The sequence below is a fragment of the Syntrophales bacterium genome (genome assembly GCA_023229765.1).
Taxonomy (GTDB): domain Bacteria; phylum Desulfobacterota; class Syntrophia; order Syntrophales; family UBA5619; genus DYTH01.
In genome coordinates, this window is the sequence record JALNYO010000018.1 from 31,452 (window position 1) to 48,703 (window position 17,252).

The following is a 17,252-nucleotide window of genomic DNA, read 5'->3' on the forward strand; positions in this document are numbered from 1 at the left end:
TTTTCGGCAGTCATTACCGGATGCGGACTATTTTACCCGATAAAGCTCATCTATGGCCTCTTTTTCATACATCTCGGCGATTAAGTCCTGATACTTCTCGATAACCACCCGCCGCTTCAGTTTGAGCGTTGCCGTCAGCTCGCCGCCCTGTTGTGAAAAATCATCCCTGATGATTCGGTAATCCTTGATTGTTTCATACCTGGCCAGGTGCGCATTGCGCTCCTCGACGCGCTCTTTGACGATGGCGAGAAAAAGGGCGTTATCCAGCAAATCGACCGGTTTTTGATAGGGGATATTTTTTTCTGCCGCGATCATCGCCGCCAGGTCAAGATCGATATTGCAAAGCCCGGTCAGGTACTTTTTCTTTTCCCCGATGACGATAAACTGGGTGAACAGCGGATCCGACTTGAACAAACCCTCAATCTTCTGCGGGGCGACATTCTTGCCGCCCGAGGTAATGAGGATGTCCTTTTTGCGGTCTGTGATGAGAAGATTGCCTTCTTCATCGAATTTTCCGATGTCGCCCGACAGGAAATATCCATCCGCGGTAAAGGACTCGCAGGTCTCCTTCGGCAATTTCCAGTATCCCTTCGTCACGTTGCCGCCCTTGATCAAAATCTCTCCGTCGGCGGCTATCTTGATGTCCTGGCCGGGGAGCGGCTTGCCGGTTGTCCCTATCCGGTAATCAGCCAGCGACTGCATAGTGGCGGGCGCCGTCGTTTCCGTCATGCCGTATCCCTGAATGACCGTAATGCCGGCGGCGTTGAAAAAGCGAATGATCTCCGGGGCCGTGGGGGCGCCGGACGCCGTCATCCAGGTGACCCGTCCGCCTAATTTGTCCTGGAGTTTTTTGAAGATGATCGCATAGGCGAGTTTGTATTGGAGCTTCAAAAAAAATGGGATGGGCGTGTGCCCCTCGCGGAGCTCGCTGATGCGGCTGCCTACCTTCTGCCCCCAGGAAAAAACTCTCTGTTTGAAGGGGGATTGCTCCTTAACCTGCGCCATGATCTTCTGGTAAACCTTTTCGCATACGCGCGGAACTGCGAGGATCATCGTGGGCCGTTTCTCCGCAAAATCATTAAGCAGCGTGTCGATGCTCTGGGCGTAGGAAGCGGTGATGCCGCAGTACATGCCATAGAAGTGGCCGGCAATCCGTTCAAAAACATGGGAAAGGGGCAGGAAGGGGACCGTGCAGTCCCGGTCGGAGGCAAAATGGGGCAGAATCCTGTCTAAGGACTGGACCACCCAGAAAACATTCCCATGGGTAATCATCGCGCCCTTGGGCATTCCGGTGGTCCCGGATGTGTAAACAATCGTCGCCAAATCGTCAACGGTGACTTCCTGGGACAGCTTCTCAAAAAGATTTGGGTCTGCGGCGTGTTTCTTCCGGCCGAGCTCCAGCAGAGTCTGGAAACTGATAATCAGGGGATGCCCGTGGGCCTCCGTCTCCTCCATGACAATGATCTTTTTGAGGCGGGGGCACTGTTCCACAATCTCCAGCACCTTTTTGAGCTGGTTTCGGTTTTCCGGGATAATAACCTTCGATTCGGAATTATTGACAATATACTCGATCTCCTCGGCCGCCAGCGTCGGGTAGATCGGGATGACGCAGGCGCCGATTCCGAGCGCGCCCATATCCGCATAAAGCCACTCCAGCCGGTTTTCAGAAAGGATGGAAACCATCTCCCCCTTCCTGACTCCCAGCGACCAGAGCCCCAGGCCGATGGCGCGCGCCCGTTCGTAATACTCATGCCAGGAGGCGCCTTGCCAGACGCCGTTCATCTTTTTTTCGACGGCAAGACGCTCCCCGTATTTTTTGGCGCGGTTCCGAAAAACATCATTCATGGTTTTTTCTGATGATTCCATAGCGCATCCCCCACAGTTAAAGGCTATCTTGGCTTCAGGCCCATAATCAGACGCGCCTCGGTCGCTGTCGCCACCGGTCGTCCCAGGGCGCTTGCAACTTGCACCGCCACTTCCACCAGTTCGTAACTTCCCCGGGCCAGCTTGCCGTCCGGCATCCGGATGTTGTCCTCCAGCCCCACCCGCATGTGCCCCCCGAGCAGGCACGACTGCATAATGCAGGGGAACTCGTCCGTGCCGACGCCGCAGGTGGTAAAGTTGGCCCGCGGCGGCAGCGCGTTCATCATGGCGATGAATGATTCGGCGCGGAAAGCCTGCCCGCCCGCCACTCCCCAGACAAAGTTGAAATTCATCGGGTCGCTGAAGATGCCCTGCCGGGCGATAAGCAGGGTGTTGTCCAAACCGCCCATATCGTAGCATTCGATTTCCGGCTTCACGCCGTTTTCCTCCATCGCCCGGCCGAAATCCTGCAGCATGGTGAAGGTGTTCTCAAACACATAATCAATGAATATCTTTCCGGTTCTGCGTTCGACGATGCCGAAATTCATCGTGTTGGTGTTCAGCGACGCCATTTCGGGCTTGATCGCGACGATCTGGGAGATCCGCTGCTCGGCTGTTTTGCCCATGCCGACGGCGGAGCTCAGGTTGACGATGAGTTCCGGACACTTGTCCTTGATGGCGTCGTGGGTTGCCTTGATCCGGCCGTGATCATGGGTGGCCATGCCGCCGTCTTCCCGTGCATGCACATGCACCATGGCCGCGCCGGCCTGCCAGCACTTCCAGGCCTCTTCGGCAAATTCCTCCGGCGTGTAGGGCACGGACGGGTTCTGATTCTTCATGGTTGCCGCGCCGGTGAGCGCTGCGGTAATGATGACTGGCGTTGCCATATCGGGTTTGCCTCCTCTTCGTTTTTCGTTAGTCACTGGTTCTTCCACAGGAATCCACTGTTTCCGGGCCGCGTTCAGCGCGTGGATCGAAATTTTCTCAGCCTCCGGCTTAAAATGATCGATGTCGAGGATGGTATTCGTCGTCTCTTTGGCAAAGACCGCCTCTACCTTCATCCCGACCTTCACGTCCGCTATTTTGCACTCCTCTACGATATGCATGAACGGCGTGCCGGCGCCGTCGAGCTGGATGAGGGCCAGGACAAAGGGCGCCTTCCGCGGCAGGTGCCGATCGTCGTAGCGCACTACCGTGAAGTTAATCACCGTGCCGGTATTGCTGAGTTCTACCCAGTTGTCGCGGATGTCGGTAAAGTCTTTGTCGCATACCTGGCGGGGCGGCAGATAAACGGTGTTGCAGGCGGGGCATTTTACGCCCATGATTTTCTGCTGATCACGGATGGTCGTAATAAATTTGCTGCCCACCCGCCCGGCGAAGTAGGTGTAGGGGAGCGCCATTTTGCCTTCAACTTCATAGCTTTCTTCCAATCCCTTAAGCTGCTCTGCTGCCATATCCCTTCTCCTTACTCGTCTATCTCGAAATATTTAATGTCCCAGATATCCCCGCTCCGGTTTTCCTCCCAGACGGGGCGGACGCGGGTTCCCTGCATTTCGTTCCAGCCCATCTGAATCTTTTCTATCTGATCCTTCCGGATAAAGTGCGGCAGGGTTTCATTGCCCTTGCAGCCGTCCAGCCGGATGTTGATTGATCCGTAGGGGGTTTCCCGGGCCACGCCGGTCAGCGGGTCGGGCATGGCGTAGTAAACAACGTCCATGTAGCGGACTTCGCCCTTGGGCCCGACCTCCACAAAGTCAGCGGCGCGCACCCGGCATTCCGCGCAAACCTCCCGCGGCGGGAGTTGCAGGCGGCCGCACTGGGGGCATTTATTCGCGTATATTTTTTTATCCTTCAGCCCCCGGAGAAACTTCCCCATCACGGGGCCGGTTGCAAACCTCTGGTTTATCGAGATGGTTTTTTTGAGCGTCAGCAGTTCCTGCTCCTTGACGTTCCCGCCCAGGGGGTCCTTGTATTTCTCGAACAGGAGAGGCCACTTCGACGCCATCATGTTGATGTCGCCTTTCGCGGCCGCCTTTCCGGCAGCCAGGATGCTCTGGGCGTCGATCTTCCCGAGGATGAAGTCAACGTAATCCCTGGCGTCGTTAAATTCAAGCGTTACAGTCGGTTTGCCCTCAATGGTCGTCGTGACCGTGCAGGCCTTGTCCTTGATGAAGACGCTCCACTGGCCGCCATCCGCTCCGCCAAGCGCAAAAGCAAAGGAGGCATCAAGCCCCTCGGCTTCTTCCGCCTTGAACCGCGGCACAATCGTCGCAAACATGTCGGCGAGATACTCCCTTGTCGTCATCCCCTTTCCGGCAAGGACAAATTTGCGAAAAAGCCGGCCGGTCTTTCCGAAGGCGACCATGTCGCCTTCAATCCTGAACTTGCCGCTCATGAAGGCATTTGTCGCATCGACTTTGCCGACGTTGACCCCGACAAAGGTCTCCCCGTCGGCCGCCATGGTCGCGACGCAGCAGGAGAGGTCGTCGGTCTTTTCGAGCGCCATTGAGTTATTCTTTACCGTCAGTTGCCATTTCCCTTCATCCTTGATGTCGTAGCCGAACACCGCAGCGACATCCCTGGCCCCTTCGGGTCGGAAACGCTCCGGCATCGAGTTGAAGATATCTGCTACTGTTACGCCCCAGTATTCTGCCATGATTGTCCTCCTACCAGTTCAGTTCATTTTCCAGCATTGTCATCACGGTCCACATGGTGCCGCCGAACCCGGAGGCAAGCGCGTGCCTGACCGGGGTAGGAATCTGGTGCGGGCCGGCATTGCCGCGCACCTGCAGCGCCGCCTCGGCCACCCGGATCAGCGCGGTTGCCCCGATGGGGTTCGACCCGATAACGCCGCCCGACGGGTTGATGGGCATCCTGCCGCCGATCATGATCTCCTTGTTCTCGACGAGCTTGAGATGCTCATCGCCGGGCAGGGCAAAAAAGTCCCTGAGCCAGTCAATGGCCCACCAGGTGGCCGGATCGTACATTTCGAACACATCGAAGTAGTTTATCGGGTCTTTGATCCCGTTGCGCCGGAAGAGCTGCTCCGCCGCGAATTTATGAGTTTTTATGACAGGGACTGTCCGGTCGTAGCCGAAGATGTTGAATGTCTCCTCCCGGTGGACGGTGATATGGTCCCGTATCCAGACCGGCGTCGGGGCAAGCTCCTTCGCCTTCTGCTCGCAGGCGAAGATGACGCAGCAAGCCCCGTCGGACTGGGAGCACATTTCGATGAGTTTCAGCTCGCCCACGAGTTTAGGCGAGGTTCGGATCAAATCGTCGATCTGGCTGAATTCAAGGCCGAAGGCGCGGTGTGCGTTGGGGTTGAGGCACGCGTGCTTGTCCATAATGATGCGGTAGGTAAGCGACGCCCGGTTGGCGCGCTCCAAACCGAATTCCCGTTCGACGTCGTAGGCCGAGGAGCCGGTAAGCGCCCCCGCCTGAATTTTTCGAAACCAGAGGGGATCCGCCATGTTGGTGATGCCTCCCGTGGTGTGTCCCTCCTGCAGTTTCTCAAATCCGATCGCCATGACGATATCGTACATTCCCGAAGCCGCGAGATTGTCTGAAGCGCAGGAAAGCGTTGCTCCAACTGTGCCGCCGGTGGTGATCCGGATGCAGTCCTTGCCGTAAGCGCCGGTTCCCAAAACATGCCAGAGATCCGGCTGGTGGACCATCTCAAAGAGCTCCATGTTGCCGTGCACGACGCAGTCGATGTCTTTCATGGTCAGGTTCGCGTCTTGCAGCGCCAATCTGACGGCTTCATGGATCAATTCCGGCTGGTTGACGTCCTCGCGATGGCTGGAATGCTTCGTCTGACCGATGCCGATAATGCCGACATTTCTGTTTTTTTTGTGATGCGCCATTGCTCAACCTCCCTGCGCTTCCATGACGATTACGGCCTGATGCTGCCCGGCCCCGCCGGTTGCCGCCTGGGCGACGGCCCGTTTCACGTTTTTGACTTGTCGCTCACCGGCCTGATGGGAGAGCTGATAGTAACATTCAATAACCCTGGCCGCCCCTCCGAGGAGAAGCGGGTTGCCATTCAGTTGTCCCCCGGACAGGTTCACGTTGAATGTCTCCATGCCGCCCTCGTCGAGCCACTTACCGCCCTGCCCTTCATCGGCAATGCCGACCCCCTCGGCCCACAGCGGGAGCTGATACGCGGCCTGGTCGCCAAGCTCGAAAATTTGTATCTCCTCGCGGGGATATTTGATCCCGGCCATCGCGTATGCCCGCTGGGCGGCATTTTTCAGCGAAAAGTTGGACGCAAGGTCCCGGTCACCTATGAAATACCGGTCCATGCAGCTTCCATAGCCGGTGATCCAGACGGGATTTGTCGTAAACTCCTCTGCCCGCACTTCGCTGCACAGCAGCATTCCGAACGCCCAATCGGTGACCGGATAGAGGTGCAGCTCCCGCAGCGGGTCCGAGTACAAAGGAGAATTCAGCACTTCATCCTCGTCAACGATTTTATTTTCGCGGCCATAGGGGTTTTTTGCCCCGTTCTTTCGTGAACGCACCACTATTTTTGCCATCTGCTCGTCGGTAACCTGCGATTTTTCCATATAAGTCCGGGCCTGCAGGGCGGCCACGTTGTGGTAGTCCATGCCGAGAGGCCGGCAATAGAAGGGGTCATAGGCGAGGTTGGAAACCATCCGGCGGCTTTCCCCCTGCGACTCCTTGCAGTGGCCCATAAACAGGATGACGTCGTCGTGACCGGAAAGGATGCAGGCCATCGCGTAGCCGAGGCCGTTGATGCTCTCCTGCGCGATCTTTTCCTCCCCGCGGAAATGCGCCCCCACGACATCCGTAATGCCATTGTCGGAGATGGTGCGCGCATCGAACACGTCATCCGAGCAGGTGATGATGGTGCGGATGCCCGTTTCCATGTCGAAGGTCGCCTTCGTCTGCTCAAGGATCGGCTCAAAGCACTCGAGCAGCATGTTTTGAAAACGCAAATAATGATAATTGGGATGATTTTTAATCTGCGCCACTGCACAGACAGCTAATCTTTTATCCATTGCCAACGCTCCTTCCTGTTTGAGCGGACTTGATAAATGCCCGTTTTTTCGATGACTGATCTGCTGGAACTGCAATTTTCGAAAACCCGTTTCAGTGCAGATAGCAATTCCAGAATTCTCCCTTTTTTACTGACTTGATGATCGAATCCTTTTCCCGCTTCGCATCCAGCTCCACCCAGGCCCTGCCGATGCCGGCGAGTGTGTGCGAGTCATCGGAGGCGATTTTGGGATAGGCTATCTCCAGCGCTTCAAAAACACGATCGCGAAAGCCCTTCTTCGTTATTTCCACCGCATCTAAGGGATACAGCTTTTCCAGTTCCGCAAGCCGCGCCAGCAACTGCTCCGGGGTAAAGTCATATTCACCGATGTGGTTGAAAATATGTAGCTCTTCCTGGTCGCCGGCGATTTTTCCCACATGGACATAGCCATTCACAAAGACCGTCAGCTCGATGCCGTAAAAAATAATCATGTCCGTTTTTACCTGCCGGTAAACGTCCAGATAGTTTTTCTTCAGCAGGTGATCATGATCCGTAAAGGCTATAAAATCATATCCTTTTGCTTCGTAGGCAGCGGCCGCTTCCTGGGGGGAAAGTTCACCATCCGAGCAAGTTGTGTGCGTATGTAAACAGCCTTTGAGGAGCATGGGGGCCAACCTGTTGTTCACTCAAAAAAATAACAGTTCGCCGGATTTGCTTATCCGCTAATATTTTTCTTGGACGATTAATATAATTTCTGATTGGACGTTCAACCAATGATTATTCGATTACTCCCCCGGATATTAATTGTCAACAGGAAAGTTTGCTTTTTTAAAAATCTTTTACTGTATTCACTGGTTACAAAATTCATTGCGGTTATTTACTAAAAAGGCTATGCATGCACAATATGAAAATGGAAAATCGAATCAAAGCAATTAAAGCAGATATTACAAGACTCAAGGTAGATGCGATCGTCAATGCCGCCAATAGTTCGCTGCTGGGCGGCGGGGGGGTGGATGGCGCGATCCACCGGGCCGCAGGGCCGGAACTGCTCCGGGAATGCCGTTTGCTCAACGGCTGTAAAACCGGTCAGGCCAAACTTACGCGAGGCTATAAACTCCCGGCAAAGTATGTTATCCATACAGTGGGGCCCGTATGGCAGGGCGGAGTCGCCGGCGAGCCTGAATTACTGGCTTCGTGTTATGCCGAATGCCTGAGAATTGCGGCGGAAAAACAGCTAACAACGCTGGCGTTTCCCGCAATCAGTTGTGGAATCTACGGCTATCCAGTGGAACAGGCGGTCCGGGTGGCCCTGAAGACCGTAGCTGAATTTTTAAAGACGGATGATACACTTGAACGGGTGAGCTTCGTCTGCTTTAATGAACAGATATTGGCGGCTTACCAGAAGCGTCTCAAGGAGCTGGGCTTGGAGGACTTGATTAAATGAAGAAAAACGGCAAGCGCAAAAGAAGCCGCGAGAATCCCCGCTCCGGCAAAAAGGCGGGCCTCGCGCCCGGAACGCCTGTTTTTATCGGCGAGCGGAAACAGGACAAGACAAACATCAGCATCCTTGATTATTCCCAGGATCACCTCGAGGACATTCCCGAGGCGAACCTTGATGATTGCGCGCGTTTCAAGAGCGGCGACAACATTGCCTGGATTAATGTCAACGGCATCCATGACGTAAGTTTGATTCAGAATCTGGCAACTCTCTTCGGCCTTCATCCCCTGACCGCCGAAGATATCGCCAACACCAGTCAGCGCCCCAAGGTTGAAGAATTTGGCGATTACATATTTTTTGTCATAAAAATAATGACTTATTCTGATGATACTGCCGCGATCGACTATGAAAATGTCAGCATCATCCTCGGTAAAAATTTTGTCATCTCTTTTCGGGAGCGTGACAGCAATATCCTCGATCATCTGAAAGAGCGGATTCGGGCCGGCAAAGGGAGTATACGCGGCGAAAAGGCGGATCATCTGGCATACGCCATCATGGATGCGGTGATCGACGAGTATTTTATTGCCATCGAAAAAGTCGGCGATCATATTGAGGATCTCGATGACGAGATTCTGGCGTCCTCCGGCGCCGTGGCGATGCAGAAACTCCACCGCCTTAAATGGGAGGTTCTGTTTCTGCGCAAGGCCATCTGGCCGCTCCGGGAAGAAATTTCCGCCATTGCCAAAAGCGAATCGCCGCTGATCGGCGCTTCGACCAAAATCTTCCTGCGCGATCTCTACGACCATACAATCGAAATCATCGACATGGTGGAGACGTATCGCGACATCATCGGCGGCATGCACGACACGTTTTTGTCCAGCATCAGCAACCGGATGAACCAGGTCATGAAGGTACTCACCATCATCGGCACAATATTTATCCCGCTGACGTTCATTGCCGGCGTCTATGGGATGAACTTCGAATACATGCCGGAATTGAAATGGAAATGGGGTTATTTTACGCTTCTGGGGTTTATGGCGGCGCTTGCGATTATCATGCTGGCCATTTTCAAAAAGCGCAAATGGTTGTGAAAATAAGTTCTTCCGTAACTATCACTCCCGCCTTTCTCTGGGCAGGAATCCCTTCATCGAATCGGCCAAGAAACGCGAGGGGGTTCCTTTTACTTCCCCTCACCCTTTTTGGCTAAATCAGATTATTTGTCCCCCATTTTCTATGGCCGTGCTCAATATTGTCAGGGGTAAAATAAGAGAATTGCGAATACATTACAGTTCCAACCAGTTCCGCATCCTATACTTCTTCCAGATGTTTGATCAGATTGTGTTGGTACATGCATTATCCAAGAAAACGCCGCAATTGAAAAAGCAGGATATTGAGTTAGCTGAAAAACGCATGGAAGACTGGATGCGGAGGTTTCCTAAGGGAGGTGAAATATGAAAAATAGCAAAGTTCGGACATTTCAAAGCAGGCTGCAGGAAGACATGAGGGATCCCGAGTTCAAAGCGCATTATCAAGAAGAGAGACAAGCTCTAAAGCTGGCAATGAAGATTGCGGAACTGCGTGATTAGAAGGGATTATCGCAACAGGAACTTGCAAAGCTTATGGGAACCAGCCAGCAGGCGATTTCAAGGATAGAGAGCGGCGAGTATGAGGGCTTCACGCTCAAGACCTTGGAAAAAATCGCCGAAGTAACCGGTATGCGAATTAAAATCGAGTTCGTTACGGCATAGTCTGCCATACAATTTAAAGTTCGGACGAATCTCTTCGTAAAATTATATGCATGTAACAAATACTACTCTTCAGTTTTGCTGATCGGTCCTGATCATTGAATTCAGGATGAAATGTGTCATAATTTAAAATTGCTTTTTTCGCTCATCGGCGATACTTGTGTGTCCTCGAACAAACGAAAAAATTTGATAGTGAAGCCCGACTTAATCAGTTGTTCCTTTGAATTATGCACTCCGATGGCTTTTAAGGATCGGAAAGCGTTAATTGAGGCATACCCGCTAATGTAAGGGCTTTAGACTCTGGTTCTGGGAGATCTCGGCAAATGACGTATTTGGTCGCAAGGACCTGCACGGAGGTTGTACAATCGACTGGGGAGAAAGTATCGCAGTCTATTGAGGATCTCCGAAGCCGGAGGGCCTACGTACTACTAGGTGATCCAGGATCAGGAAAGACGGCGTCGTTTGAGGCGGAGGCTAAGGCATGCAATGGCTACTATGTGACCGCGCGTGATTTTCTGGCGTTATCACTCCCAACAAGTGCTTGCGGTAAGACGATATTCATTGATGGATTGGACGAAAGCCGCGCAGGCGAGGGGGACGGGCGTACCCCATTGGACCGGATCCGTAGTCGCCTAGACGAGCTGGGTCGTCCGTCATTTCGTTTGTCATGCAGGGAAGCAGACTGGCTTGGGGCCAGTGATCGGAACGCTCTTGAAGCCGTAGCGCCGGTGCGCGAGCTATCAATTGTACATCTGTACCAACTTACTCAAGAACAAATTCGAGATATCCTGGCGCATCACCCCGCTGTCCTTGATCCAGTGGATTTTTTGAAAAATGCAGAGGAGAGGGGTCTCGATGCGCTTCTTCAAAACCCTCAGACGCTCAATCTTCTAATAGAAGCAGTTAAGGAAAATGAATGGCCGACAACTCGCCAAGAGACGTTTCGGCTTGCATGCGAAAAGCTGGCGGCAGAACCCAATCCAGAGCACAGAACTACTGTTCGCGGCCAGGCTGTGAACACTGCGGCACTCCTGCACGCTGCTGGCGCTCTCTGCGCTATTCAATTGTTTGCAGATATTTCCGGCTTTACGGAGACTGGTGAAACGCGCCAAGAGGTTCTTGCTTTACGTGACATCGGATTTCTGGACGGGTTAACAGTTTCTCAGGCATTGAAGACGAGACTTTTCGTTGGAATCGGCGAAGGGCAGTTCGCTCCGGTACATAGGAGTGTGGCCGAATATCTCTCTGCCCGTTTCCTCTCGCAGCTAATCGAGAAGGAACATTTGCCAATTGGCAGGGTTCTATCACTCATGACCGCTGCAGACGGCGGAGTCGTGGCTGGGCTGCGTGGCCTTAATGCTTGGTTGTCAGTTCATCACCCCCAGTCGAGATATCGCTTGATCCAGATCGACCCTTTAGGTGTGGTTCTCTACGGCGATACCAAACTGTTTTCAGTTGATGACAAGTTGACTCTTCTGAAGGCCATACATGGTCAAGCGCAACAATACAGCGGATTTCGGTGGCAGGACTGGTCGGCCAAACCCTTCGGTGCTTTGGCAACTGCGGATATGGTGGCCCACCTCAAATTAATCCTTGCATCACCCGCGCGTGATGAAGGTTCTCAAGCGCTTACTGATTGCGTGATCGATGCTGTTCACTTCGGCGATCCCCTGCCGCAATTGAAAGATGAATTGAACGCTGCTATATCAGACACAACGCGCTGGCCAAGGATCCGTAACAATGCCCTAATTGCCTATATCCATTTATTTGGTTCGCAACAAAATGATCTGCGAGAAATTGCGGAGGATATCAGAGACGGGAAAATTGAAGATCCTGAAGACGAAATGCTGGGAGTGTTACTAAATGAACTGTTCCCGGACGTGATTAAAGCCGATGAGGTATTTTCGTATCTGCATAAACCAAAAAACGACCACCTAATCGGCATGTACCACATATTCTGGTCCCACAAAATTAGCGAAGTGGCCGGAGACTCAGATGTCCCAATCTTGATGGACATATTGGCAGCAAAAAAACCGCCAGTGTTAGAGGACCATAATAACCATGGAGTAAAGAAAATGGTGGGTGGGCTCCTCTGTCGTGCAATAAGGGAGCACGGTGACAAAATCACGGATGAAAGGCGTTACGACTGGCTTGGAACTGCGCTAGACAAGTACGACTTTCCTCGAATCGACCGTGAGGAAAGCGCATGCATCAAGGCATGGATAGAGGCGAATCCCGAGTGTTACAAAGGGATTCTATTAGTCGGCATCGCAAAGTCAGCAAACGAGGAAAGATATCGGCTGTGTATCTATAAGACTATCATGCGACTATTTGTCGCTAGACCGCCTGATGATATGGGACCTTGGTGGCTTAGCCGTGCGGAGGTCGAGCAAGATCAGGAAAAAGCGGATTGCCTCTTTTCTGAGGCTATAAGCAATTTCTTTAATGACCAAGGAGCTGCTGATCTGTCTGTGGAGTTCTTTGAGCGATGGGTCAATGAAAGGCCTCGATTTGTAACTGTTTATCAGAGCAACACCCGTGTAAAAATACCCGATTGGAAACGTGAAGACGCCAAGCGCAACTGGCAATACAAAGAGGAAGAGAAGAAACACAAGGAGGAATGGATTCAGTATTTCAGAAGCCATTTGTCTCATATCCTGGCTGGGGATGCTCACTCGAAGGTTCTGCACGACCTAGCGAGCGCGTATCTGGGCCATCTGATCGATGCTGATGGCCAAACTGGTTTGGAGCGCTTGCAGAGTTTTCTAAACGGCGACGAAGAATTGACTTCAGCTGCTCTTGAGGGCCTCCGTCGATCTATCGAGCGGCCGGACTTGCCCGCAGTCAATGAAATTCTGGAATTAGACGTCAAAGGCAGGATGCACTATATTCGGCAAGCCTGCCTTGCAGGAATGGAAGAGCGCTACAAATCGGATCCATCTCAGGTGTTGGACCTCAGTGATACGGTCATAGAAAAGGTTGTTGCTTTCCAATACACATATTCAAGCAACGAACAAGCTTGGTTTAAAGTATGCGTCCGTGACCGCCCCAATGTTGTGGCAAAAGTGTTAATCAAGCACGTAATGATGCAGGTGAAGGGAAAGAAGGAGCATATTAACGGTATCTACCCTTTGGCCAATGATGAAGAGTATGAAGGCGTTGCCCTCCTTGCGGTTGCTCCACTGCTACGTGCTTTCCCTTCCCGAGTAAACAAGAAGCTATCGTCCAGCGTTTTAGGGAATTTGCTCAAGGCCGCACTCAGGTATTTGAGCGACCAGGAGCTAACGAACATCATCAATGAGAAACTCGCTGTCAAAACGATGGACGTCACGCAGCGCATTTACTGGCTTGCAGCGGGGATCGTCGTTGACTTCTTCCAATACGAGGCCGCAAACGACGTGTTTATGGGGAGAAGCCGCAATCGAAGGCAAATTTTCGCTTCTTTCTTTAACGATAGATTTGAACACTGGCTCGTTCGAGATGGAATGCATGTGGGTTGTTTGTCTTATCTTATCAGATTGTTTGCGCCCGTATGCTCACCGGAATGGCCTCAGGGAGGAGGCTGGGTCTCTCAGGACATGCAGACAACAGATTTTGTCCGAGCCTTGCTGAACCGACTCGTCGGTATTCCGACGCAGGCTGCGAATAAAGAGATTCAACACCTTCTTGATGATTCTAAGCTCTCACCATGGCATGGAGCGCTTCGCCATGCGCTGCACGCTCATCGAGTTTCCCTTCGTGAGTCCACTTTTCGCCATCCCACAGTCCAGGAGGTCTGCGGCACTCTTGATAATCGCAACCCCGCAAACGCGGCCGATCTTGCCGCTTTAACTACAGAGCACCTGCGGGAGTTGGCCAGTGAAATTTGCCATGGAAACACGGATCAATACAAACAATTTTGGAACGTGGATAAGTACGCGCGGCCAACAGATCCGCGCCCGGAAGACGCCTGCCGCGACTCGCTCTTGGCGAGGCTCCAGGACAGGTTGCGCAGACTTGGCGTAGAGGCGATCCCCGAGGGTCACTACACCAACGACAAGAGGGCTGACATCCGCGTTTCCTGTACGACTGTCAAGTCGTCGATGGCGATACCCATTGAGATTAAACGAGATTCTCATCCGGATCTGTGGAAAGCGATCTCCGACCAGCTTATTGAGCTTTATACGCGAGAACCCGAATCAAGAGGTAGGGGTATCTTTCTGGCAATCTGGTTCGGGGGAATGCGCATGCCGATGCCTCCGAACGGTAATAAACCCACCTCGACGGCTGAATTAGAAAAGCTCCTTGTTGACTTAGTTCCTGCGGACAAGAAAGAGTTGATTTCAGTTTGCGTCATAGACTGCTCCCTTCCTTAGGGAGGGACAAATAATTCAATACGGTTCGAAAGCTACCAAGCACATCCATTTTCCGCATTAATCTACTTCAATAAAATATCGACAAGCGCCTGATTATTCGATTTCGTCGATCAGGTGACAATGAAATTGCTTGCTATCGGGATCTGATCTCTTCTTTTTTCACGAAAGTACGCATCAACCGAATGAACCGCAATTACGTTATCCCCACCTTTTTAAAGCCGCCTGCGCCGCCCGGCTGCCGCAAATGCCGTGGACTCCGGGACCGGGCGGCGTCGAGGATGAACAGAGAAAAACGTTATCCAACGGCGTTTTCCAGGAAATTTCGGGGAAGACCATTTTTCTCAGGCTCTGCCGGCCGCCGGTAATATCGCCGCCGACGCAGTTGGGATTATCTGCCTGAAAATCGGCGGGAGACATGACGCGCCGGGATCTTATCCGATCCTTGAACCCGGGCGCAAAGCGTTCGATCTGCCCCTCGATTCTGCCGGTCATGTCCAGCGTCGAGCCATTGGGCACATGACAGTAGCCCCAGACAATCTGCTCATCCCCTACGGTGCGCGTCCGGTCAAAGAGGCTGGGTTGCGCCAGCAGGACGAAGGGCTGCTCCGGGTGGCGACCCTCCCAGACCGCTGTTTCCGCAGCCTGTATTTCCTCGAGCAGACCTCCCAGATGCACGGCGCCTGCGGTCAGGCATTCCCTGGCCTTCCACGGAACCGGCCCGTCCAGTATCCAGTCCACCTTGAAGACGCCCGGCCCGTAGCGATAATTATGCAAGCGGCGTTTATAGGAATCCGGTAAGCGCCGTTCGGCCATTTCCAGAAATTGCCCGGGCGTTATATCGAGCATAAGCAGCTGATCGGGGAGGAGCTGCTCCAGCGTTTTCACCTCATAATCGGTTACTATTTTCCCTCCCAGTTTTATGAGATAATCAGCCAGGGCCTTGGTTATGCTGCGGGAGCCGCCTTCCGGAAGGGGCCAGCCGGTGGTATGCGCCGCCAGGGCCAGCACCATCCCGGCCGCGATGCTGCCTGAGCTTTCCATATTCATTACCGAGTGGATGCCGAGGCCGCCCAGCAAGGCCCGGGCGCGCCCCCCCACAAATATGCTTCGGGCCAGTCCCGCGGCCGAACAGAGGGCATGCCGTCCGAAATTGAGCATCAAAAAGGGATGGCGCAGGGGTATTTGGGGAAACTTCATCGCCTCGATAACTATTTCTTCCCAATGCCTGACCAATGGCGCCATCAGTTTTTTATAGCTATTCCGGTCGGCGGCATCGAGCTGGGAGGCCGTTTGGCCAACCGATCCGCCCAGCAGCACGGCCGTCCCGTCGTCAAAGGGATGCGCCAGGGAAGCGGGAGGCACTATCCATTTAAGTCCGTATTCGGCGAGCGGCAATTTCCGGAAAAGCGGCGACACAATGGCGAGCGGGTGGACCGCCGAGCCTACGTCGTGCAGATATCCGGGCTGGATAAGTTCCTCGGTGCGGCAGGCGCCGCCGATCATCCCGTTTTTTTCATAAACGGTCACCGCCAGGCCGGCCTGAGCGAGCGTAACCGCCGCGGCGAGGCCGTTTGGCCCTGAACCGACGACGATCGCGGAACTATGTTTTGAATCGGGCATTTCTATTGTCTCAACCTTCAGCACACGGTAAATTTGTTCTGTCCGATAAACCCCCATGCCCGACGCGGGCACAACGAAGCATGAAAATCCCCCCTTGCCCCCCTTTGGCAAAGGGGGGATGGGGGGATTTTCACAAACAATTCAATACGTCGCCGTCGTTTTAAAAAGCAGCGGAATATTGTAGGGAAGCGATCTGATTTGCGCGCTGTACCAGAGATTGCCCGCTCTTTCCCATTGCAGGTCGGCGGCAACGCAGGTTTTTACCACCAGCACCTCCGCCTCCACTTCAAGATAGGCGGCAAGCGATGACAATACGTGCCGCCAGATAGACTCCTGCAATTTCGAACCGGCAATGCGGAAGGCGACTTCGTACAACGGGTCAGAGGCGCGGGCCAGCCCCTGAATCTGCATTTGCACCGAATCACCCTTTTTCTCGGCGCTGAAAGTGACCCAGCCCGCTTCCGGATGTCCCTGGGGCGTCATCAGGGTAAAGCTTCCGGCGTCGGCATAGGAAACAAGCACCCCGGTGGAAACTATGCCACCCGGCGTCGCTGAATCTATCAGCACTATCTCGCCCGCGGCGATGCCCCTGGAGGTTGCATAAAACTTATTTGCGGGGGGCTGAAAATCCGGGAAATGATTTTTCATTATTTCAATGATATCCGGAGGCTGCAAGCCCGGCTTCTCTATGGCAAGCAGGTAAGTCTTCTGCCACAGCGGCCCGAATCCCTGGAGCGGTCCCAGCACCCGGCGCCCATCAACATTTTTGTTCATTGCCCCGGCTGGTTTCTCCGTAACTCTGAGCGTGGGAATATTCGGCGCCCAGCCGCCATCATCCTGCCGGCCGTGGCCGGTATCTGTCTGCTTCAGTTGCCGCAGCTCATCTCCCGATAGCGCGTCCGGCGCTGCCGCTGTTTCATCAAGAAAGACAATGCCTTCGTCAAGGCCGGTCAGAACGAAGATTTCCCGATAGCGTTCATTTAGTCCGAAGGCGGATAATTTAACCTGCTGCCTTTTTGCCGTTGTCGCCAGTTTGGCCAGGACGCTGGCGCCGGCGCTGTTCATCTGTTCCAGCGGACGAAAATCGAGAATGATGTTTTTCATGCCCCGCACCCCGGCATCCGTGAAAATATTATTCAGGACGGCTTCGCTGTCGGAGCAAAGAACGCCGGCTATGGCAATTATACCTGTTGACTTGTTGAGAGCTTGAAGCTCCATAACCGCCTCCT

The 17,252-nt window shown here is 53.4% G+C and carries 12 protein-coding genes; 4 read left to right on the forward strand and 8 right to left on the reverse strand.

Translation table 11 applies throughout. The features are described 5' to 3' along the window. Positions 1-27: 27 nt before the first annotated feature. The 6 genes from M0P74_10850 to M0P74_10875 all read right to left on the reverse strand — a co-directional run bounded on the left by M0P74_10850 (position 28) and on the right by M0P74_10875 (position 7,530). On the reverse strand, positions 28-1,866 hold the full coding sequence (locus M0P74_10850; protein MCK9364077.1) for a long-chain fatty acid--CoA ligase: 1,839 nt from the start codon (positions 1,864-1,866) through the stop codon (positions 28-30). A gap of 23 nt (positions 1,867-1,889) precedes the next feature. After that, positions 1,890-3,317, reverse strand: a complete 1,428-nt coding sequence (locus M0P74_10855; protein MCK9364078.1) for a 3-keto-5-aminohexanoate cleavage protein — start codon at positions 3,315-3,317, stop codon at positions 1,890-1,892. Positions 3,318-3,328: 11 nt separating this feature from the next. Then, a complete protein-coding gene (locus M0P74_10860; GenBank protein ID MCK9364079.1) occupies positions 3,329-4,519 on the reverse strand; it encodes an SCP2 sterol-binding domain-containing protein in 1,191 nt (396 codons plus the stop codon). A 10-nt stretch (positions 4,520-4,529) separates the two neighbouring features. Further along, positions 4,530-5,729: a thiolase family protein gene (locus M0P74_10865; protein MCK9364080.1), complete on the reverse strand. Its 1,200-nt coding sequence runs from the start codon at positions 5,727-5,729 to the stop codon at positions 4,530-4,532. A 3-nt stretch (positions 5,730-5,732) separates the two neighbouring features. After that, a complete protein-coding gene (locus M0P74_10870) occupies positions 5,733-6,887 on the reverse strand; it encodes a thiolase family protein (protein ID MCK9364081.1) in 1,155 nt (384 codons plus the stop codon). Positions 6,888-6,978: 91 nt separating this feature from the next. Further along, positions 6,979-7,530 carry a PHP domain-containing protein gene (locus tag M0P74_10875; protein ID MCK9364082.1) on the reverse strand — a complete coding sequence of 184 codons (552 nt, stop codon included), beginning with the start codon at positions 7,528-7,530 and terminating at the stop codon, positions 6,979-6,981. 230 nt (positions 7,531-7,760) lie between these two features. Between M0P74_10875 and M0P74_10880 the strand changes: the two genes are divergently transcribed. The 4 genes from M0P74_10880 (at position 7,761) to M0P74_10895 (ending at position 14,403) form a co-directional block, all read left to right on the forward strand. Beyond that, positions 7,761-8,309, forward strand: coding sequence for an O-acetyl-ADP-ribose deacetylase (locus tag M0P74_10880; protein MCK9364083.1), 549 nt, complete (start codon positions 7,761-7,763; stop codon positions 8,307-8,309). Next, positions 8,306-9,394, forward strand: a complete 1,089-nt coding sequence (gene corA, locus M0P74_10885; GenBank protein ID MCK9364084.1) for a magnesium/cobalt transporter CorA — start codon at positions 8,306-8,308, stop codon at positions 9,392-9,394. Before M0P74_10880 ends, corA begins: the two co-directional genes overlap by 4 nt. 528 nt (positions 9,395-9,922) lie before the next feature. Next, positions 9,923-10,051 carry a helix-turn-helix transcriptional regulator gene (locus M0P74_10890; GenBank protein MCK9364085.1) on the forward strand — a complete coding sequence of 43 codons (129 nt, stop codon included), beginning with the start codon at positions 9,923-9,925 and terminating at the stop codon, positions 10,049-10,051. A 608-nt stretch (positions 10,052-10,659) separates the two neighbouring features. Continuing rightward, entirely contained in the window at positions 10,660-14,403 is a 3,744-nt protein-coding gene (locus tag M0P74_10895; protein ID MCK9364086.1) for a hypothetical protein, read from the forward strand. 198 nt (positions 14,404-14,601) lie between these two features. Here M0P74_10895 and M0P74_10900 read toward each other — a convergent pair whose 3' ends face one another. Further along, positions 14,602-16,023 carry an NAD(P)/FAD-dependent oxidoreductase gene (locus tag M0P74_10900; GenBank protein MCK9364087.1) on the reverse strand — a complete coding sequence of 474 codons (1,422 nt, stop codon included), beginning with the start codon at positions 16,021-16,023 and terminating at the stop codon, positions 14,602-14,604. A 141-nt stretch (positions 16,024-16,164) separates the two neighbouring features. Further along, positions 16,165-17,241: an STAS domain-containing protein gene (locus M0P74_10905; protein ID MCK9364088.1), complete on the reverse strand. Its 1,077-nt coding sequence runs from the start codon at positions 17,239-17,241 to the stop codon at positions 16,165-16,167. Between the last annotated feature and the right edge of the window lie 11 nt (positions 17,242-17,252).